The following is a 19439-nucleotide window of genomic DNA, read 5'->3' on the forward strand; positions in this document are numbered from 1 at the left end:
TAAACAACCGTCCTGAACCCACCGGACAGCGCCCGACGAAGCCATGCCCACAACCCAAGGAACCACCATGCAGACAGCTCACCGAGTGGCCCTCGTGACGGGCGCCTCCTCCGGGATCGGGCGGGCGGCGGCGCTCGCTCTCGTGGGCGCCGGCTTCACGGTGGTCGGCACGAGCCTCAACGCGGCGAAGGCCGAGCCGCTCGCCGGGGTGACGTTCCTCGATCTCGACGTGGCCTACGACAAGTCGGTCCGCTCGCTGGTCGGGGAGGTGATCGATCGGTTCGGCCGGATCGACGTCCTGGTCAACAACGCAGGCGTGGGCGCGGTCGGCGCCGGCGAGGAGAGCTCGATCAGCCAGGCCAAGGAGGTCTTCGACATCAACGTCTTCGGCGTGATGCGGATGGCCAACGCGGTCCTGCCCCACATGCGCGCCCAGGGCAGTGGTCGCGTGATCAACGTCTCCTCGGTACTCGGTCTGATCCCCGCCCCCTTCATGGCCGTCTACGCCGCCACCAAGCATGCGGTCGAGGGCTACTCCGAGTCCGTCGACCACGAGCTTCGCGAGTACGGCGTCCGGATGCTGCTGGTCGAACCGGCCTACACCAGCACGAGTTTCGAGGCGAGCAGCATGGCACCCGACTCGCCCCTGCCGGTCTACGCCGCACAGCGGGAGGTCTCCCGAGACGTGGTGGCCACGGCCGTGCGCAACGCCGACGGCCCGGACGTCGTCGCGAAGGTGATCGTCGCGGCCGCCACCGATTCCAGGCCCAAGCTCCGGTACACCGCCGGCCCGATGGCCAAACGCGTCAGCCTCCTGCGCCGGATCGTGCCCTCGAGCGCCTTCGACGGACAGATCCGCAAGCTCAACCGACTGGCCGGCTGACCCCGCAGTACGGGGCGGCGCCCGAGGAGACGCACATGTCCGAACCAGAGACACCGAAGCCGGCATCCCCACCTCTCGTCCGACCGCTCCTGGACGCTGCGCGGACCGTCATCATGACCGTGGACGACGACCCGGGGGTCTCCCGGGCCGTCGCCCGTGACCTGCGGCGGCGCTACGGCGCGTCGTACCGGATCGTGCGCGCCGAGTCCGGCGAGTCCGCGCTGGAGGCGCTGCAGGAGCTGAAGCTGCGGGGCGATCTGGTCGCGGTGATCCTTGCCGACTACCGGATGCCGCAGATGAACGGCATCGAGTTCCTCGAACAGGCCATGGACGTTTACCCGGGTGCCCGGCGCGTGCTGCTGACCGCGTACGCGGACTCGGATGCGGCGATCGACGCGATCAACGTCGTCGACCTCGACCACTACCTCCTCAAGCCGTGGGATCCGCCGGAGGAGAAGCTCTACCCGGTGCTCGACGATCTCCTGGAGGCGTGGCGGTGCAGTGACTTCCGGCCGGTGCCGAGCACCAAGGTGATCGGTCACCGGTGGTCGGCGCGCTCGTCGGACGTACGGGAGTTCCTGGCCCGCAACCAGGTGCCGTACCGCTGGTACTCCACCGACGAGCCCGAGGGGCAGCGGTTGCTGGCCGCTGCGGGCGAGGACGGGCAGCGGCTGCCAGTGGTGATCACGGCGGACGGTACGGCTCTCGTCGAGCCGGAGGTGCCCGAACTGGCTGCGCACGTGGGGCTGGCGACGACACCGACGGCCGACTTCTACGACCTCGTGGTCATCGGCGGCGGCCCGGCCGGACTCGGTGCCGCGGTGTACGGGGCCTCGGAGGGCCTGAGGACCGTGCTGGTGGAGCGGTCGGCGACCGGCGGGCAGGCCGGGCAGAGTTCGCGGATCGAGAACTATCTGGGCTTTCCGGACGGGGTGTCCGGCGGTCAGCTCACCGACCGGGCGCGGCGCCAGGCCACGAAGTTCGGCGCCGAGATCCTCTCCGCGCGTGAGGTGACCGGTCTGGAGAGCAGCGGGGCGGCGCGGCTCGTACGGTTCGCGGACGGGTCGCAGATCGCGGCGCACAGCGTGATCCTGGCGACCGGTGTGTCGTACCGGCAGCTGGAGGCGCCGGGTGCCGACGAGTTGTCGGGCCGCGGGGTGTTCTACGGGTCCGCGCTGACCGAGGCCGCCGCCTGCCAGGGCCACGACGTGTACATCGTCGGGGGCGCCAACTCGGCCGGGCAGGCGGCGATGTACCTGTCCAGGGGCGCCAAGTCGGTCACGCTGCTGGTGCGCGGAGCGGACCTCACCGCGTCGATGTCGCACTATCTGATCCAGCAGATCGCCCAGTCGCCGAACATCTCGGTGCGGGCCCACACGGTCGTCGAGGCCGCGCACGGCGACAACGACCTGGAACAGCTGACGTTGCGCGACACGGTGAGCGGTCAGACCGAACTCGTGGACGCGCAGTGGCTGTTCGTGTTCATCGGCGCGGCCCCGCTGACCGACTGGCTGGAGGGCACGGTGTCGCGGGACGAGCGCGGGTTCATCCTCGCCGGACCCGATCTGACCGCCGACGGGCGGCCACCGGCCAACTGGGAGCTGGACCGGCCGCCGTACCACCTGGAGACCAACATCCCCGGCGTGTTCGTCGCCGGGGACGCGCGCACGGAGTCCGCCAAGCGGGTCGCGTCCGCCGTCGGAGAGGGAGCCATGGCCGTGATGCTCGTACACCGTTATCTGGAGCAGTCATGAGCGGGCGGCCGATGCCGTGCAGCACGGCGGAGATCAGCTCACTGTTCCTCTTCGAGAAGCTCAGCGCCGAGCAGCTCGACAGGCTGTGCAGCGCGGGACGGGTCGAACTGTTCGACCCCGGGCCGGTGTTCGCCGAAGGTGACCCGGCGACCTGCTTCTACGTGATGATCGAGGGCACCGTCGTCATGTCGCGCCGGGTGGGCAGCGACGACATCGAGGTGAGCCGCACGTCCCAGCCAGGGGTGTACGCGGGGGCCGTCATGGCGTACCTCGGGGACGGGAAACCGCAGCGGTACATCAACTCGCTGCGGGTGTCGGAGCCGACACGGTTCTTCGTCCTGCCCGCCGAATCGTTCGCGAACTTCATCCACGAGTGGTTTCCGATGGCGGTCCATCTCCTGGAGGGGCTCACCCTCGGTGCGCAGACCTTTCAGCAGGCCATCGGGCAGCGCGAACGCCTGCTCGCGCTGGGCTCATTGTCCGCCGGGCTCACCCATGAACTCAACAACCCGGCCGCGGCCGCCGTGCGGGCCACCGCGTCGCTCAGGGACCGGGCCGCGCACATGCGCAACAAACTCAGCGCCATCGCCTCGGACCCCTACCACCGCGACGCCCTGAAAGCCCTGGTCGACCTCCAGGAGCGCACGGCCGAGCGGGTCTCCAAGGCGCCGCCACTGAGCCCGCTCGAAGCCTCCGACCGGGAGGACGAACTCGCCGACTGGCTCGACGACCACGGCATCCAGAACGGCTGGCAGATCGCGCCGACCTTCGTGCAGGGCGGACTCGACGTCGACTGGCTGGAGCAGATCGCGGCGGCCGTCGACGAGGAAATCCTGCAGAGTGCCTTTGAGTGCCTCAACTACACGGTCGAGACCGAGCTGTTGATGTCCGAGATCGAGGACTCCACCACGCGTATCTCGCACCTCGTCGACGCCGCCAAGCAGTACTCGCAGCTGGACCGCGCGCCCTACCAGGTCACCGATGTGCACGAATTCCTCGACAGCACGCTGCTGATGCTGTCGGGCAAGATCGGTCCACAGATCGAGGTCGTGAAGGAGTACGACCGTTCGGTGCCGAGGGTTCCGGCCTACCCGGCCGAACTGAACCAGGTGTGGACCAACCTGATCGACAACGCCGTCTTCGCCATCAAGAGCGCGGGCGGCGAAGGGACGTTGACCGTACGGACGGCCATCGAACACGACCGGCTGCTTGTGGAGTTCCGCGACACGGGCCCGGGAGTGCCGGCCGAGATCCGCGGCCGGATCTTCGACCCGTTCTTCACCACCAAGCCGGTGGGCGAGGGTACGGGGCTGGGGCTCGACATCTCCTGGCGGATCGTCGTCAACAAGCACCACGGTGACCTGAAAGTCGAGTCCGTACCCGGCGACACCCGCTTCCAGGTGCTGCTCCCCCTCACCGCCACCGAGCCCGACACCGAGCCCGATTCCGTCGCCGACACGGCCCAGGAGCCCTCATGACCATGGACACCGGCATCGACCCCAGCGTCCCGCCCAGCGGTGCCGGCTGCGTCGAGTGCGACGCCGATGGCGGCTGGTGGTTCCATCTGCGGCGCTGCGCCCAGTGCGGTCACATCGGCTGCTGCGACGACTCACCCTCCAAGCACGCCACCGGCCACTTCCGTGACACCGGCCATCCGGTGATCCGCAGTTACGAGCCGGGCGAGACCTGGTTCTGGAACTTCGAGACGTCCGAGATGTACGAGTCCGGTCCGGACCTGGCGCCCCCGGACGCCCACCCTGCCGACCAGCCCTCCCCGGGACCGGCGGGGCGCGTGCCGGCGAACTGGGCGGACACGCTGCGCTGAGCCCGGCCGACCAGGGCCTCTTGCAGAACATCCGCGCCGGGCTGCGGGACATGGCCAAGACGTGCGACCGGCCGACGCTCCACCAGATCACCGACACGGCCCTCGCGGGCCGCTGAGACAGGACACTTCGGGCGACCGCACCTCTTTGCGCCCTGATCAACTTCACAGATCAAAGAAATGAGCGGATTGCCCGCATCGCGGCATTCTCCTCGCCTGAAAGGACAGAACCATGGAACGCAACGACTCTCCCGACGCGACGTACGCGAGAACCTGGAGCAACGGCCGCGGCGAGGTGCGGTTCTTCACCCGGACCGACGGCTCGCGGCTGCGCTACTACACGGTGGGCACCGGCCCGGCCCTCGTGCTGATGCACACTGTGCGCGGTCAGCTCGACTACTTCCAGCGCGTGATCCCGCTGTTGTGGGACCACTACACGATCTACGCGCTGGACCTGCCCGGGATGGGATGGTCCGACATCGTCCCCGGCGCCCAGTACGAGGAGCCGCAGCTGCGGGCCGCGGTCGTCGAGTTCGTCCGCGGACTGGACCTTCACGACGTCACCCTGTCGGGCGAATCACTCGGGGGCGCCCTGTCCCTGTCGGCATCGATCGACCTGAAGGACCGGGTCAGCCGAGTCGTGGCGTTCAACAGCTACGACTACCCTCAGGGCGGCGAACGCGGAAACTGGCTCTCCCGCGCCATCATCTCCAGCGTGCGGATGCCCGTGCTGGGCCCCCTCTTCGCCCCCCTCGAGCCGCGGCCCATCTTCCGGGCCATCCTGCAGGGCGGCTACGTCGACAAGACCCGGCTGCCCGAGGACTTCATCACTGAGCTATTGAGGAGCGGCCGCCGCAAGGGCTACGCCAAGGTGTCCCGAGGGATCTTCCGCAGCCTCAAGGGATTCGACCGGGCCCGCGAGCGCTACCCGCGGGTGTCGGCGCCCGTCACCCTCGTCTACAGCGAGAACGACTGGTCCCGGCCTGCTGAACGAGACCGCGTGGCCAACGCGCTGACGGACGTCCACCGCATCACCGTGCCCCGCACCGGCCACTTCTCCGCCTTGGAGCGCCCTGACGAGATGGCGCGGATCCTGCTCGGCGCGGCCTGACCCCAAACGATCGGCACCCCCGCCCATCCCCGTCAGGACATGAGGAAGCGCCATGACTCAGGCCGTCCCCCACCTCGTCAACCGCCTTGTCGTCGACGCCGAGGACGCCTTCGACGACGTCCGCCGGCGCTACGAATCGCTGGTACCCGCCATCGATTTCGCCGAACTCGCCGAGGTGGCCGGCACAGGCGACCTCACGGCGTTGCAGGCCTACATCACCGCACACACGCCTCATTCGTTTGCCATTTACTGGACGCTGGATCCGATGCCGGTGATGCGGCTGTCGGGCCATCAACATCGCGCCGTGACTTACATGATGGGAAACAACGTCATCGCGGAAACCATGTTCCGCCACGACCCCGGCACCATCCTGTACGCCCCGCTGCGAACCGCGATCTACGAGACCGCCTCCGGCCACGTACAGATCAGCATCGACCAGCCGTCGAGCAAATTCGCCAGCTTCGGCGATCCCCGCATCGCCGAGGTCGGAGCACAACTCGACGCCAAAGTCGCTGAACTGCTCCGCCTCATGACACTGCCGGTACCACCGGAGCTGATCACGGCCTGACCCCTGGCACTCCAGCACTGTTTCGCTGTCTGACCTGGTCAGAGGCATCGTCGGGAGTGTGGTGGGCTGGTGGCCCATCAGGGGCGGTCCTGCCGGACCGCCCCTCCGATGAGGGGCATTGTCGCCGGAGCAGCCACAACGACTTCTGCCTACCCCGACCTGCTTTGACAGCGTCAGCACCGCCGCGACATTTGGTCGGGTACTCGGCACGGTGCTACCGCACCAGCCGGACGGCTCGGGCCCCCAGCTCGGGATCCACCTTCTTCGGCATGACATGCATCCTTCCCACTCGGGAGGATGCGGCATCAAACCGGCCCTACCTGGTCCACGCTGAGTGCTGCGGTTCGCTAGGTCGCGAGCTCGCGAAGGAGGTCCATGGTGCGGCGCCGGGATGCGGATCGGTCGTTCCCCACGGGGAAGACGTCCGCCCAGATGTCCGTGGCGCCGGCGTCGAGCACAGCCGTCAACTGCTTACTCACCGACTTCTCGTCGCCGACGATGGCAGCGTCGGCCGGCTCGGTGGCGCCGCCGGCGTGGAGAATCCGGTTGTAGTTCGGCATTCCGGCGTAAACCCTGGCGCGTGCGGCCGCGGCCGCACGCGCCTCGGCCCGATCATCGTGGACCGCCACCGGCAGCCCGGCGACGATCCGGGGCGCCGTCCGTCCGGCCGAGGCTGCGGCCGCGTGCAGCCGCGGAGCGACGTGCGTCTCGATCGCCTGCGCCGAGGCCATCCAGAGCACAGTTCCTTCGCCGAGCTCACCCGCGACCCGCAGCAGGCGCGGGCTCAGCGCCGCGACCAGCACCGGAACCGGATGATCGAGCGAGACCATCCGGCCTGCGCTGCGCGTTGTCCACTCGGTGCCGACGTGGTCCATCTCCTCGCCGCGCAGTAAGCCGGTCAGAATCGCCATGTACTCCTCCGTGTTGCGGCCGGGCCTTTCATAGGAGAGGCCGTACACGTCACGGATCAGTGTTTCGTGCGAAGGGCCGACGCCGAGGGTGAGGCCGGGCCGGCCCATCGCGTTCACCACGGATGCCGCACGGTTGGCCTGCAGCAGCGGATGGCACGGATAGGTCTGCAGGACGGCGGTGCCGAGTTCGATCGACGATGTCGCTTGCCCGGCGAACGCCATGGCGACGAGGGGGTCGCCCGCAACAACGCTGGCATACCAAAGGGATCTGAAGCCGTCGTGCTCGGCGCGCTGTGCCTGCTGGACGATCTTGTCGAGGGACGAACCGCCGCCGGTCAGGCCGATCCGCATCGCTGCCTCCTTGGTTCAGTACGTCCGACCGGAAGGTCGGAGCTCGACTCGGCCGAGAGAAACCGCCCTGTGAGGAAGGCCGCATCCCGCGCGTGGGTGATCCGGCCAGCGCTCTCTTCCAGGTCGATCGTCATCGAGGTGCCGGACATGAAGTTCTCCAGGCTGTGATCGGCGCCGACTGCACCCGTGGGATACCCCTTCCGTCTAATGAAAGTCCAAGTTCTCGGAGATGAGAACTTGACTCTCCTTATCTGAATATAGTCTTCTTGTACAAAACAGCAAACCTCTGAGGAGATGCCATGGCCTTCACCTACGCAACTCTGAAGCCGTTCGGGGTCGAGGTCACCGGCGCTGCCGGCCACCAGCTGGTCAACCGCGAGGCAGCTGAGGAGTGCCGCGCGGCACTGGACGAGCATGGTGTCGTGGTCTATCGCGAACTCAACATCAGCGATGACGAACTGGTCGCGCTCAGTCGACTGCTCGGCGACGTGGTGACCGCCAAAACGGGGGAACACCGGTATCCCGAGATAGCTACGATCACCCTGGACCCGGCGAAGACGAACGCTGCGCTCGCGACATACCGGCAGGGCAACTTCCTGTGGCACATCGACGGTGCAACGGACATGCTTCCGCAGAAGGCCACGTTGCTGACCGCTCGCGAGGTCGATGATGCCGACGGCGACACCGAGTTCGCCAACACCTACCTCGCCTACGAATCGCTACCCGACGAAGAGCGCGCCAAGATCCCGGATCTTCGCGTGGCGCACAGCTTCGCCGCCGCACAGCTGCGAGCGAACCCGGATGCCTCGGAACAGGAGCGCGCCGCGTGGGATCGGGTGCCCTCCACCGTGCATCCGCTGGTGTGGACCCGGCGCAACGGCCGAAAGTCCCTGCTGCTCGGCGCCACCGCCGGTGAGATCGTCGGCCTGCCCGCCGACGAAGGACGGGCATTGCTGGACCATCTGCTGGAATGGGCCACCCAGCCGCGCTTCGCGCTGCGCCACCACTGGCGCCGCGGTGACCTGGTCATCTGGGACAACACCGGCATGCTGCACCGGGCGTTGCCTTTCGACCCCACATCACGGCGGCTGATGCACCGCACCACACTCGTCGGCGAGGAGACGGTGGCCTGAGATGAAGACCCGTCCCGACACCGTCGAACGCGACGTGCGTTACCTGTTGGACCGCAGCGAGATCCTCGACTGCCTCGCCCGCCACGCTCGCGGCTGCGACCGGCACGACGACGAGTTGATCACCAGCGCGTACCATGCCGACGCGCTCGACGAGCACGGCTTCGCCACCAACACCGGCGCCGACTACGCGGACTGGGTCAACCCCGCGCACGCCGCCACCTCACAGGTGCATACGCACAACATCACGACCCATTCCTGCGAGATCGACGGCGACACGGCGCACTGCGAAAGCTACGCCTTGGTTGTCCTGCTGGGCATCGACGGGCGCACAGCGCAAATCGTCAGCGGCCGCTACCTCGACCGGCTGGAACGACGCGAAGGCCGTTGGCGCATCGCGCTACGTCGCTCCACCGTCGAGGTCATGTTCACTGCGGACGCCTCCGTGCTGCGGTCTCCGTTCTTCACCGCACAGGGCTATCTCAAAGGGACCCGGGACCGGACCGATCTCGCCTATCAGCGTCCGCTGCGGGCCGATGCGCCCGCACCCGCCCGCTGGGAAGCCACCCAAAGCGGAACGTAGCCGACACTCCGACGCATCCGGATCTCAAAGGTCCTGCCGCAGCAAGCGCTGGACCATGCGCTGGAAGACACCCCTCCACGCGTTCCATCGCCTTCGAGGGTCGCCCGACCTCGAGCAGCAACTGACCACTCAACAACCAAAATCAGCCGTTGAATCGACCCACCCGCAGCCCTTGAATCGACCCGAGGTGACCATGCGTAAAGTCCGGCTTCCGGCCGCCGTGGCAGCCGCCGTGCTCGCGATCACGCCCGCTGCCGCCCACGCATCGACCGCCCGCCCGTCCCCGGCGCTGACGGTGACCGTTGACGCCTCCAGTCAGGGCGGGGTGACCGTTCCCGGCAATTTCCTCGGCCTGTCGTTCGAAGAGGGAGCACTGCACGAACCGTGGGTGAGCGCCGACCACGGCAACCTGGCCCAGATGCTGGACAACCTCGGCCGCGGCTCGATGCGGTTCGCCGCCAACGGTGCCGACGCGACCGCCTGGCAGCCAGATCCTTCCGTGCCGCCGCCGGCCTGGGCCGACGGGCAGGTCATCACCCCGACCGACCTGGCCCGCGCCGGCGCCTTGGCGCGGCGCACCCGGTGGCCGATCGATCTGGGCGTCAACCTGTTCCACGACGACCCGGCCGCGGCCGCGAGCCTGGCCGCCGCCGCAGGGCGCCAGTTCGGGCCACTGCTGCGCACGATCCAGCTCGGCAACGAACCCAACCTGTACCTGCCGGTACGCGGCGTCCCCAACTACACCACCGACGCCTACGTCAAGCAGGCCACCGCCTACCTGGCCGCCATCGGCAAGTCCGCGCACGGGGTGCGCTTCTCCGGCCCCGACGCCGCGGGATTCCTGTGGGGCCTGCCCCAGGCCGACCCGATCACCAAGCCGATACCGAGCTGGTGGTCGGCCTACGCAAGCGCGTTCGGTCACCAGACCCGGTTCCTCGACCAGCACTACTACCCGCTGGTCAACAGGCCCGAGATCCAAACACCGGCGACCATCGACAACCTCCTGTCCAAAACGACCGCCGCGAACACCAGGAACTTCGTCGACCTGTTCGCACAGCAAGCGCGCACTGCCGGGCTGCCGGCGCACCTTTCAGAGACCAACAACGTCGCCAACGGAGGCAAGGCCGGGGTGTCCAACACCCTGGCCGCTGCCTTGTGGACCGTCGACTACGCGCTGACCGCCGCTCACGAGGGAATCAGCGGGATCAATTTTCACCAGCAGCCCCACGACTGTGGTGGCTACACCTGGATCTGCTTCCCCGACCAGACCGCCACCACCGACGCACGGCTACAGGCGCAACCTTCCTACTACGCCGGCCTGCTGGTCTCCGCCCTGCGCGGAGGACAGTTCCTGCCCACCCGTGTCTCAGGCACCGAAGCGAACGTCACCGCCTATGCCGTGCGGAGTCCTGACGGCGCTGTCCGAGTCGTGATCGACAATCTCGACAACACGCTGAAAGGCACCGTCGCGGTGAGGATCAACGGCGGTACCGCCCGCTGGGCCAGTCTTCAACGACTGGAAGGTCCCTCGCTGGAGGCGACCTCTGGAGTCCGGTTCGCCGGCTCCCAGGTCGCTCCCGACGGCAGCTTCACCCCGAACAGGCCACGGCAGATCCCCGTCACCGGCAGCACCTTCAACGTCCCATTCACCACTCCGAGCGCCGTGTTGCTGAACATCACCGACCGCAGACGATGACTCGACGGTCACCGATCCGTGGAGTCAGCCCCACCGAGCCAGCCGAGTGTGTCAATTTGACGGCCCTGCCTCACATTCGGGGGTGCGTCGGGAGGGATGCCCGCAGCCTCCACTCGTGGCCGGCCGCCGCCGAGTGCGGTGACATGTTCGCGTAGTCCGCCGAGGCCAAAGCCGTCGCCGTGTGCGGCGGCGGGCAGCCAGGTGCCGCCCCGGCCGTCATCGGTCACGGTGAGCTCCAGCCGCCGAGGCGACGTCGGTCGATCGTGATCTGGGTGGCGTCGGCGGCCGGCATGGCGTCGGACGTTGGTCAACGCTTCCTGGACGACACGGAAGGCGGCCGCCTGCACCTCGTGCGGCAGATCGCCCGGTACGTCGCCGCGATGGTGCAGCGTGACGCGCCGGCCGAGCGTCTCGAAGTTCTTCGCCAGGTCGGCGATGGCGGCCAGGTCGCCGACCGGGTGCAGATCCGGGTCCGGTGACTCGGTGTCCCGCAGGACGCCGACCGTACGACGCATGGATGCCGGCGCCTCCGTGGCCGCACGCTCGATCCCCACCAGGACGGGGTCGAGATCGTCCGGCCGGTCGGGGGCCGTCATGCGGGCCATCTGCGTCTGTATGAAAATGCCGGTGACATGGTGGGCGACGAAGTCGTGCAGGTCGGCCGAGATCGCCAGCCTCCCGCCGCGCCGTGTCTCAGCAACGGCGACCGTACGGCGGTAGTCCAGCGAGCGCAGGTAGGCGGCGCGTCCCGCGACGAGGCCCACCAGGATAAGGCCGACCAGCCGAAACCGGCGAACTCACCATGTTCTCCGCGGCCAGCGCTGACACGGGCTCCTCACGCCCCACCCGGGCCGGCTCGACCCGCTCCCGCGCGGCGTGCACCTCCGCCTGAGCCTGCTCCAGGACCTCCGTCCAGGAGTCCAACTCCTGCCGCGCCCGCGCCCCACGCCGTCACAACAAGCCGCCCCCTGCCTGCCCCTACCCCGTCGCGATCACGCCCCGCACACGAAGAAGCCCCCGCTCGTCGAACAGGAACCCCCTTTTCCACAACGCACTGAGTCTCGATCAGAGCGCGGCACTGCGGTCTTCTGCTGTTCGCCTCGCGAGGACTTCGCCTGCCGGCCAAGCCCGTGATCACCCAGAAGACCAAACTTCACATTCCGGGCATCGTCGTGGTGAGCGAGGGCCGACCTGTCGCACTTGACAACTCAGTACAGAACCGCCTACGTTTCTGACTGTTCAGTACACAACGGTTCTGAGCTCACCGGACAGGCTGCCTGCACTCCTCCGCGCAGCCCTCCACGACAGCCCAAGACGGTCGCCCACCATTTCCTGGGCTTCCCGAACAGCTGACCCCCCTGCAATCACCCAGAACTCGAAGGGTTGAGCGAACCATGACTGACAAGGAAAAGCAGGAGGCGACAGCTGTGACAGCTCCTGCGTACACGAGCGACGCACTGGCCGAGGGGACCGTCGACGCGGTGGTGATCGGCGGGGGCGCCGCGGGGCTGAACGGTGCACTGATCCTCGCCCGCTCCCGCCGCTCGGTCGTCGTGATCGACAGCGGCTCCCCGCGCAACGCGCCCGCCGATGCCGTACACGGCCTCATCGCCCTGGACGGCACCCCGCCGTCCGAGATCCTTCGACGGGGCCGGGAGCAGGTGCGCCAGTACGGTGGACGCGTCGTCCACGGCGAGGTGGTCTCGGCCGAGCCTGCCGCCCCGTCGGCAGACGGGGACCTGCGGTTCACCGTCACCCTGGCCGACGGCCGCCACCTCACCGCCCGCCGCATCCTGGTGGCCACCGGCCTGAAGGATGTGCTGCCGCAGGTGCCCGGGCTCGCCGAGCACTGGGGGCACAGTGTGGTGCACTGCCCGTACTGCCACGGCTGGGAGGTGCGCGACGAGCCCATCGGCATCCTCGCCACCGGCCCCGCCTCCATCGGCCCCGCGTTGTTGTTCCGTCAGCTGACGGAGGACCTGACCTACTTCACCCACGGCACCGACCTGGACGAGGACAGCCGCGCCCGCTTCGCCGCCCGCGGCATCCGCGTCATCGACACCCCGGTCACCGAGGTCGTCAGCGACGAGGACGGTGCCCTCGCCGGGGTGCGCCTGGCCGACGGCCAGGTCGTGGCCCGCCGCGTCCTCGGGGTCGTCCCGCAGATCCAGGCCCGCACCCAGGGCCTGGAAGGTCTGGGCCTGCCGGTCCAGGACCTGCCGAATGTGGGTCGCGCTTTCGCCTCCGGCCCGGACGGCGCCACCGAGGTGCCGGGTGTGTGGGTGGCAGGCAACGTCACCGATCCGGTCGCCCAGGTCGGGGCCTCCGCGGCGGCCGGCGCACTGGCCGGCATCGACATCAACAAGAAGCTGGCCGTCGCGGACACCGACGCGGCCCTCCAGGGCTGAAATCCCCACTCACAACCCACCACCCTCACCTTCACCGGCGAGGAAACCAATCAGATTCCAGACGGCGTTCAGTCATGCCCACCAAGCAAGGGAAGAAAATGAGTATCAGCATCGACCGCGGGGCGCCCGCCCCCGGAAAGAGAGACTCGGGCCTTCGCGGCTCACATGCCGTGCGCTGGTGGGTGCTGGTCGTCATAGGCATGGCCCAGCTCATGGTCATGCTCGATGCGACCGTCGTGAACATCGCGCTGCCCGAGGCGCAGCAAGCCCTCGGCTTCAGCGACGGCAGTAGGCAGTGGGTCATCACGGGTTACGCCCTGGCGTTCGGCAGCCTGCTGCTGCTCGGCGGCCGACTCGGTGACCTGTTGGGTCGACGCACCCTCTTCGTGATCGGCCTGGCAGGTTTCGGGGTCGCGTCCGTCGTCGGCGGCTCGGCCACCAGCTTCGAGATCCTCGTCGCGGCACGCGTGGCCCAGGGCCTCTTCGCCGCGGTGCTCGCGCCCGCGGCACTCTCCCTGCTCAGCGTGACCTTCACCGAACCGTCCGAAAGGGCGAAGGCCTTCGGTATCTTCAGTGCGCTGGGTGGTGCAGGCGGCGCGATCGGGCTGCTGGTCGGCGGCATGCTCACCGAATGGGCCTCCTGGCGGTGGGTGATGTACGTGAACGTCGCCTTCGCGGTCCCCGCCCTGATCGGTGCGTTGCTGCTGCTGGCCAAGCCCGCGATCACCCAGAAGCCCAAACTCGACATTCCCGGCATCGTCGTGGTGAGCGCCGCGCTGTTCGCCGTCGTCTACGGGTTCGCGCACGTCGAGTCCACCAGCTGGACCAACCCGGTCGCCCTCGGCTCCATGATCGTCGGCGCCGTGCTGCTCGCGGTGTTCGTCTGGTTGGAGACCAGGGTCGCGCATCCGCTGCTGCCGCTGCGCGTCGTGCTGGACCGGACCCGCGGTGGTTCGTTCATGGCGGTGTTCGTGCTGGGCATGGGGATGTTCTCGATCTTCCTGTTCCTGACCTACTACTTCGCGGCCAGCCTCGGCTACTCGCCGATCAGGACCGGTCTGGCGTTCCTGCCGATGGTCGCGGGCGTCGTCGCCTCGTCGACCACGATGCCTTCGCTGGTGCTGCCCAGGGTCGGCCCGAAGATCGTAGTCAGCGCCGGATTCCTGGTCGCCGCGTCCGGCATGGCTCTGCTGACCCGGCTCGAGCTGGACAGCACCTACGTCGCACACATCATGCCCGGCCTGATCCTGCTGGGTCTCGGCATCGGCGCGGTGATGTCCACTGCGTTCCAGGGGGCGACCTCGGGCATTCACCACGAGGACGCGGGCGTCGCCTCGGCGCTGATCAACACCGGTCAGCAGATCGGCGGCTCGATCAGCACGGCCCTGCTGACCACCGTCGCCTCCTCCGCCGCGACCGACTACCTGACCTCGCACAAGCCCGGCGCGCTGGCCGCGGCGCAGGCCGGGGTCGAGGGCTACACGGCCACCCTGGCGTGGGGCTCCGGGTTCTTCGTGGTCGGTGCGGTGATCGCCGCCTTCCTGATTCCGAACCGGGCTCTGGAGCCGTCCGAGGGCGAGCCCGTGATGGCCCACTGAGCCTGGATCCGCCCTGGAGATGCCCTGCTACCTGCGCTGACTGTTGTTCTCAGGACACGAATCAGCGCAGGAAAGCAGGGCATCTCCAGGGTGGTGGATACGCCGTCACTGCGCGCCCGACACTTCGAGAAGCAGTTGGGCCGGCAGGAGATGGTGGTCCCGGAGCTCGCACGGCGACCGGGGGCCGACCCCGACCGGCCCGAGGCACCCAGGCCGACCGCCCTGGTCGCGGCCGCCCTCGCCTGCGCGGATGCCGCTACGGCGGGCTGGGTGGTCTGCGAGGGAACTGTCCCCATGGCCGTGCTGCTTGACCGCGCAATCGCGTGGGGTCCTCGCGGTAGCAGGACAGGAACCAGCTATGAACCTCGTCGTCCTCGAACCGGTTCAGGGGTGGGTCTCTCCGGCGCGGACCAGACCGCTTTCGTAGGCGATGACGACGAGTTGGGCGCGGTCGCGGGCGCCGAGTTTGGCCATGGCGCGGTTGGCGTGGGTCTTGACGGTGACAGGGGTGACGAAGAGGCGTTCGGCGATCTCGCCGTTGGACAGGCCGGTGGCGATGAGGGTCATCACCTCGCGCTCCCGCGGGGTGAGAGTGGCCAGGCGGCCTGGGTCGGAGAGCCCGCCGGGGGACGGCTGGGCGAGGAAGCGGACGATCAGTTTCTTGGTCGCGACGGGGGACAGCAGCGCCTCGTCCGCCGCGACCAGCCGGATGGCGTCGAGAAGTTGGGCGGGTTCGACGCCCTTTCCGAGGAAGCCGCTCGCACCTGCCCGAAGTGCTTCGACGACGAACTCGTCGACCTCGAACGTGGTGAGGACGAGGACTTTCACCCCGGCCAGGTCCTCGTCCCGGCCGATGAGCCGGGTGGCCTCGATGCCGTCCACCTCGGGCATGCGGATGTCCATCACCACGACGTCGGCCCGCTCGGACCGGGCCAGCTGTACGGCTTCGCGGCCGTGGGATGCCTCCGCGACGACCTCCATGTCCGGTTGCGCGTCAATCAGCAGCCGGAAGGTGCCGCGCAGCAGGGCCTGGTCGTCGGCGAGCAGGACGCGAATCGTCATGGGTGGGGCTTCCTTGGGTTCGTCGAGGTCGGTCAGGTGGTCGCGGGGGTGAGAAAGAGGGGCAGTTCGGCGACGACCCGGAAGCCGCCCTCGGGCCGTGGGCCGGCGGTGACGGTGCCACCGACGGCAGTGGCGCGTTCCCGCATGCCGATCAGGCCGTGACCGGTGCCGGGCCCCTTGGGCGCGTGCGGCTCACCGTCGTCCGTGACGGTGACGCGCAGGACGGTGGCACCGTAGTCCAGGGCCACCTCGGCGTGTGCCGCGAGGGCGTGTTTGTGGGTGTTGGTGAGGGCTTCCTGGATGATGCGGTAGGCCGTCAGTTCGGTGGAGGGCGCCAGCGGCCGGGGGGCACCCGTGCGTGACACCGACACGGGCAGACCCCCGCCGCGGATACCGCTGACCAGGGCGTCCAGGTCGGCCAGGCGGGGGATGGGCGCCCGGGAGTCCGGTGCGTCGTCGGACTGGCGCAACAGGCCGACGGTGGCCCGCAGTTCGTCGAGGGCGGCCCGGCTGTTGTCCTTGATGTGGGCCAGCGCCTCGTAGGCCCGGTCCGGGTCGGTGCGCATGAGGTGGTGGGCCACGCCCGCCTGGGCGTTGACCAGGGTGATGTGGTGGGCGACCACGTCATGGAGTTCGCGGGCGATGCGCACGCGTTCCTCGGCGACGCGGCGCCGGGCCTCCTCCTCCCGGGTGCGCTCGGCGTTTTCCGCGCGCGCTTCGGCCCGCGCGAGATGCAGGCGGCGGCTGCGGACGGCGTCGCCCAGGCCGGTGGCGGCGATAGCGAAGTCGAACCGGAGCAGACTCGTTCCCACCAGGAGCGGTTCGTTGTGGGTGGCGGCGTAGACCCACGTGATCATGACGGAGGCGATGACGCCGACGGTCCAGGCGGTCCGCCGGCTGCTGCGGGTGGCGAACGTGTACAGGGCGACGAGGCTCGCCGCCGGCGTGAAGGCATGGTCCGGGGCCAGGGCCATGCCGGTCAGATCGACCGCCAGGGTGAGTACGACGACGGGCAGCGGCCAGCGGCTCCGGAACACGAGGGGGATGCAGGACAGCGCCGTCCAGGCCACCCACGTCGCCCGGGGTTCGTGCCAGCCGGACTTTCCCGCGGCCGTGGCGGCCACGGCGACGACGATCAGCACCAGCGCGGGGAGCGCGTCCCTGATCCGGTCATGGCGAGCGAGCCACCACCTCATCGCTGTCACCTGCATCTCCTCAATGTACGAGGCGCGGGCCGACGACGGGCCGACCCACCCCGGCCTGTCACCGACCCGCGAGTACGGCGGTCTCAGTCGGTCAGTCCGGCGGGCTGCGGCTCCCGCACCGGGTGCAGCTGCCGCTCCGGTTCGTCCGACGGTCCCTCCACGGACACCCGCGGCAGCGCCTTGTCCAGCCGGCGCGGCAGCCACCAGTTCGCCCGTCCGCACACGTGCATGAGCGCCGGGACGAGGACCATCCGGATCAGCAGCGCGTCCACGGCGACGGCGACGGCGAGGCTCACGCCGAACTCGGAGATCACCCGCATGCCACCGAACACGAACGAGCCGAAGACGCAGAACATGATGGTGGCGGCAACGACGATCACCTTGCCGGTCTCCGCCTGGCCGACCCGCACGGCCCGGTGGCTGTCGCCCGTGTGGGCCCACTCCTCGCGCATCCGGCTGACCAGGAACACCTGGTAGTCCATGGACAGGCCGAACATGATGCCGACGACCAGGATCGGCACGAACGACTCGATCGGTCCGGCGGCGCCCAGTCCGAGGAGCGAGGCGCCGTAGCCGTACTGGAAGACGACGACGATCGCGCCGAAGGCCACCCCGATGCTCAGGATGTTGAGGACGGCGCCCACGGCGGGGATGAGCAGGCTGCGGAACGCGACCGTCAGCAGCAGGAACCCGAGCGCGGCGATCACCAGCACGAACATCGGCAGTTTGCCCAGCAGCACCGACGCGAAGTCGTCGTTGCTCGCGGTGATACCGCCGACGTACACCGTCATCGACGTGCCCTGCGCTGCCTTCGGGATGACGTCGTCGCGCAGGTGGTCGATCAGCTCGGAGGTGGCCGCCGACTGCGGGGAGGTCGTCGGTACGACGGAGATCACACCGACCGTCTGCCCCTCCTTCATGGGGGCGGCGCCGGCACTGGCGACTCCGTCGACCTCCTGAAGAGCGGTGACCAGCTTCGCCTCGGCCACCTCGTCGGCAGCGGTGGAGACTTGGACGGCGAGGACGAGCGGGCCGTTGAAGCCGGGCCCGAAACCGTCCGCGATCATGTCGTATGCCTGGCGGTTCGTCGACGTCGTGGGCAGGTTGCCGTCGTCGGCCGCGCCCAGGCGCAGCGACAGGGTCGGGAGCGCGAGCGCCGCCAGCACGGCCAGCGCGACCAGGCCGAGGGCCTTGGGGTGGGCCTGGATCCGTGTGGCCCACCGGCCCCACAGACCGGTCCCGGTCGTGCCGCCGCCGGGCGCGCTGCGCTCGCGGCGGCTGAGGACCCGGGGTCCGATCATGGCGAGCAGCGCCGGCAGCAGGGTGATGGCCGCCAGCACCGTCAGGAGGACGGTCACGGCTGCGCCGATGGCCATGCCGTTGATGATGCCGACGTTCAGGGTGAGCATGCCGAGCAGCGCGATGACGACGGTCAGCCCGGCGAACACCACGGCCCGGCCGGAGGTGTTGAGGGCCTTGGCGATCGACTCGGCCGTACCCAGGCCCGCCTTCAGGTTGGCGCGGTGCCGGTTGACGATGAACAGGGCGTAGTCGATGCCCACGCCGAGGCCGATCAGTGAGCCGAGGGTCAGGGTGGTGTCGGAGAGCGTGATGACGTGGCTGAGCAGGATCACGGCGACGGCTGAGGTGCCGACGCCGGCTATCGCCGTGAGGATGGGCAGCACCGCCACCCACACCGCGCGGAAGACGAAGAGCAGCACGACGAAGGCGAGCAGGATTCCCATGGCGTCGGCGACCGGATTCGGCGCTGCGTTGACGGTGAAGGCCTGCCCGTTCAGGGCGATGTGCAGGCTCCTCGTCTCCAGGGCGGTGGCGAGTTCCTTGACGTGGTCGATCTGACTGTCCGCCACGTCGGGGTCGAAGGCGACCGTGGCGTAGGCCGTCTTCCCGTCCTTGCTGACCTGCGCCTTGCCGCTGGGCGCGTAGGGGCTGGTCACGGAGGCGACACCCGGCGCGTGGGCGATCCGCCCCAGCGCGCCGGTCATCGCCTGCTCGGCGGCCGGCTCGGTGACCTTGCCGTCCTTCAGTTGCCAGACGACCCGGCCGCTCTTGCCCGCCGCGCTGTTCGAGGCGTGCTGCAACAGGGCCGTGGCCTTGGCCGAGTCGGTGTTCTGCGAGGTCGGGCTGTTGCCGAAGGCGCTGCCGGCCGCACCTGCCCCGGCCCCCAGACCGATCAACAGGCCCACCCAGACCAGGACGACGGCGAGCCGGTGCCGGTGACACCAGCGGGCGAGAGGGGACATCGACGAGCCTTTCAGGGGTGCACCACATGGGTGGGCCGACGATCCCGGCCCACCCTCACGCTCGCATTCCTACGGTCTCTCGTCCTTGGCCGT

At 69.0% G+C, this 19439-nt stretch carries 16 protein-coding genes and 1 pseudogene; 12 read left to right on the plus strand and 5 right to left on the minus strand.

All coding sequences use genetic code 11. The features are described from left to right. Positions 1-67 precede the first annotated feature (67 nt). The 6 genes from ACFYRX_RS26140 (at position 68) to ACFYRX_RS26165 (ending at position 6138) form a co-directional block, all read left to right on the plus strand. Positions 68-883 carry an oxidoreductase gene (locus ACFYRX_RS26140; protein ID WP_389104214.1) on the plus strand — a complete coding sequence of 272 codons (816 nt, stop codon included), beginning with the start codon at positions 68-70 and terminating at the stop codon, positions 881-883. 35 nt (positions 884-918) lie between these two features. After that, positions 919-2637: an FAD-dependent oxidoreductase gene (locus tag ACFYRX_RS26145; RefSeq protein WP_389104217.1), complete on the plus strand. Its 1719-nt coding sequence runs from the start codon at positions 919-921 to the stop codon at positions 2635-2637. Next, entirely contained in the window at positions 2634-4115 is a 1482-nt protein-coding gene (locus tag ACFYRX_RS26150; protein ID WP_389104220.1) for an ATP-binding protein, read from the plus strand. The genes ACFYRX_RS26145 and ACFYRX_RS26150 overlap by 4 nt, the downstream gene beginning before the upstream one ends. Further along, positions 4112-4462, plus strand: coding sequence for a UBP-type zinc finger domain-containing protein (locus tag ACFYRX_RS26155; RefSeq protein WP_389104222.1), 351 nt, complete (start codon positions 4112-4114; stop codon positions 4460-4462). Before ACFYRX_RS26150 ends, ACFYRX_RS26155 begins: the two co-directional genes overlap by 4 nt. 229 nt (positions 4463-4691) lie before the next feature. Further along, positions 4692-5570, plus strand: coding sequence for an alpha/beta fold hydrolase (locus ACFYRX_RS26160; protein WP_389104225.1), 879 nt, complete (start codon positions 4692-4694; stop codon positions 5568-5570). A 52-nt stretch (positions 5571-5622) separates the two neighbouring features. Then, entirely contained in the window at positions 5623-6138 is a 516-nt protein-coding gene (locus tag ACFYRX_RS26165; protein ID WP_389104228.1) for a DUF302 domain-containing protein, read from the plus strand. A 347-nt stretch (positions 6139-6485) separates the two neighbouring features. Here the strand turns inward: ACFYRX_RS26165 and ACFYRX_RS26170 are convergent, their stop codons facing one another. Further along, positions 6486-7400 carry a TIGR03564 family F420-dependent LLM class oxidoreductase gene (locus tag ACFYRX_RS26170; RefSeq protein WP_389104231.1) on the minus strand — a complete coding sequence of 305 codons (915 nt, stop codon included), beginning with the start codon at positions 7398-7400 and terminating at the stop codon, positions 6486-6488. 299 nt (positions 7401-7699) lie between these two features. Here ACFYRX_RS26170 and ACFYRX_RS26175 point away from each other — a divergent pair, with 299 nt between their 5' ends. The 3 genes from ACFYRX_RS26175 to ACFYRX_RS26185 are packed head-to-tail and all read left to right on the plus strand — an operon-like array spanning position 7700 to position 10809. Further along, positions 7700-8533: a TauD/TfdA dioxygenase family protein gene (locus tag ACFYRX_RS26175; protein WP_389104234.1), complete on the plus strand. Its 834-nt coding sequence runs from the start codon at positions 7700-7702 to the stop codon at positions 8531-8533. Between the two features lies 1 nt (position 8534). After that, positions 8535-9113 carry a nuclear transport factor 2 family protein gene (locus ACFYRX_RS26180; protein WP_389104237.1) on the plus strand — a complete coding sequence of 193 codons (579 nt, stop codon included), beginning with the start codon at positions 8535-8537 and terminating at the stop codon, positions 9111-9113. Between the two features lie 55 nt (positions 9114-9168). Next, complete coding sequence (locus tag ACFYRX_RS26185; RefSeq protein ID WP_389104240.1) at positions 9169-10809, plus strand: glycosyl hydrolase family 79 C-terminal domain-containing protein; 1641 nt, start codon at positions 9169-9171, stop codon at positions 10807-10809. 8 nt (positions 10810-10817) lie between these two features. Here ACFYRX_RS26185 and ACFYRX_RS26190 read toward each other — a convergent pair whose 3' ends face one another. Continuing rightward, positions 10818-11573 carry a sensor histidine kinase gene (locus ACFYRX_RS26190; protein ID WP_389104243.1) on the minus strand — a complete coding sequence of 252 codons (756 nt, stop codon included), beginning with the start codon at positions 11571-11573 and terminating at the stop codon, positions 10818-10820. Positions 11574-12203: 630 nt separating this feature from the next. On the opposite strand from ACFYRX_RS26190, the gene ACFYRX_RS26195 reads away from it, so the two are divergent. The 3 genes and pseudogenes from ACFYRX_RS26195 to ACFYRX_RS26205 form a co-directional block, all read left to right on the plus strand. Next, positions 12204-13217 carry an NAD(P)/FAD-dependent oxidoreductase gene (locus tag ACFYRX_RS26195; protein ID WP_389104246.1) on the plus strand — a complete coding sequence of 338 codons (1014 nt, stop codon included), beginning with the start codon at positions 12204-12206 and terminating at the stop codon, positions 13215-13217. A 98-nt stretch (positions 13218-13315) separates the two neighbouring features. Beyond that, entirely contained in the window at positions 13316-14815 is a 1500-nt protein-coding gene (locus tag ACFYRX_RS26200; protein WP_389104249.1) for an MFS transporter, read from the plus strand. Between the two features lie 93 nt (positions 14816-14908). Next, a pseudogene (locus ACFYRX_RS26205) lies at positions 14909-15124 on the plus strand (TetR family transcriptional regulator); the annotation flags it as partial. A 75-nt stretch (positions 15125-15199) separates the two neighbouring features. On the opposite strand, the gene ACFYRX_RS26210 reads toward ACFYRX_RS26205, so the two are convergent. The 3 genes from ACFYRX_RS26210 to ACFYRX_RS26220 all read right to left on the minus strand — a co-directional run bounded on the left by ACFYRX_RS26210 (position 15200) and on the right by ACFYRX_RS26220 (position 19346). Beyond that, positions 15200-15877 (minus strand): response regulator, encoded by a 678-nt coding sequence (locus ACFYRX_RS26210; RefSeq protein ID WP_389104251.1) that lies wholly within the window; start codon positions 15875-15877, stop codon positions 15200-15202. A gap of 32 nt (positions 15878-15909) precedes the next feature. Beyond that, the gene (locus ACFYRX_RS26215) at positions 15910-17088 is read right to left on the minus strand and encodes a sensor histidine kinase (protein ID WP_389104254.1); all 1179 of its coding nucleotides are present in this window, start codon (positions 17086-17088) and stop codon (positions 15910-15912) included. 77 nt (positions 17089-17165) lie between these two features. Further along, positions 17166-19346 (minus strand): MMPL family transporter, encoded by a 2181-nt coding sequence (locus ACFYRX_RS26220; protein ID WP_389104257.1) that lies wholly within the window; start codon positions 19344-19346, stop codon positions 17166-17168. Positions 19347-19439: the final 93 nt, after the last annotated feature.

Source organism: Streptomyces sp. NPDC005374 (assembly GCF_042872225.1).
Classification (GTDB): domain Bacteria; phylum Actinomycetota; class Actinomycetes; order Streptomycetales; family Streptomycetaceae; genus Streptomyces.

Bases quoted from the DNA above. Each gene is read 5' to 3' on its own strand.
- ACFYRX_RS26210 (WP_389104251.1), bottom strand. From the start codon at position 15,877: ATGACGATTCGCGTCCTGCTCGCCGACGACCAGGCCCTGCTGCGCGGC.
- ACFYRX_RS26140 (WP_389104214.1), top strand. From the start codon at position 68: ATGCAGACAGCTCACCGAGTGGCCCTCGTGACGGGCGCCTCCTCCGGG.
- ACFYRX_RS26220 (WP_389104257.1), bottom strand. From the start codon at position 19,346: ATGTCCCCTCTCGCCCGCTGGTGTCACCGGCACCGGCTCGCCGTCGTC.
- ACFYRX_RS26160 (WP_389104225.1), top strand. From the start codon at position 4,692: ATGGAACGCAACGACTCTCCCGACGCGACGTACGCGAGAACCTGGAGC.
- ACFYRX_RS26170 (WP_389104231.1), bottom strand. From the start codon at position 7,400: ATGCGGATCGGCCTGACCGGCGGCGGTTCGTCCCTCGACAAGATCGTC.
- ACFYRX_RS26145 (WP_389104217.1), top strand. From the start codon at position 919: ATGTCCGAACCAGAGACACCGAAGCCGGCATCCCCACCTCTCGTCCGA.
- ACFYRX_RS26150 (WP_389104220.1), top strand. From the start codon at position 2,634: ATGAGCGGGCGGCCGATGCCGTGCAGCACGGCGGAGATCAGCTCACTG.
- ACFYRX_RS26215 (WP_389104254.1), bottom strand. From the start codon at position 17,088: ATGCAGGTGACAGCGATGAGGTGGTGGCTCGCTCGCCATGACCGGATC.
- ACFYRX_RS26175 (WP_389104234.1), top strand. From the start codon at position 7,700: ATGGCCTTCACCTACGCAACTCTGAAGCCGTTCGGGGTCGAGGTCACC.
- ACFYRX_RS26200 (WP_389104249.1), top strand. From the start codon at position 13,316: ATGAGTATCAGCATCGACCGCGGGGCGCCCGCCCCCGGAAAGAGAGAC.
- ACFYRX_RS26155 (WP_389104222.1), top strand. From the start codon at position 4,112: ATGACCATGGACACCGGCATCGACCCCAGCGTCCCGCCCAGCGGTGCC.
- ACFYRX_RS26185 (WP_389104240.1), top strand. From the start codon at position 9,169: ATGCGCTGGAAGACACCCCTCCACGCGTTCCATCGCCTTCGAGGGTCG.
- ACFYRX_RS26180 (WP_389104237.1), top strand. From the start codon at position 8,535: ATGAAGACCCGTCCCGACACCGTCGAACGCGACGTGCGTTACCTGTTG.
- ACFYRX_RS26165 (WP_389104228.1), top strand. From the start codon at position 5,623: ATGACTCAGGCCGTCCCCCACCTCGTCAACCGCCTTGTCGTCGACGCC.
- ACFYRX_RS26195 (WP_389104246.1), top strand. From the start codon at position 12,204: ATGACTGACAAGGAAAAGCAGGAGGCGACAGCTGTGACAGCTCCTGCG.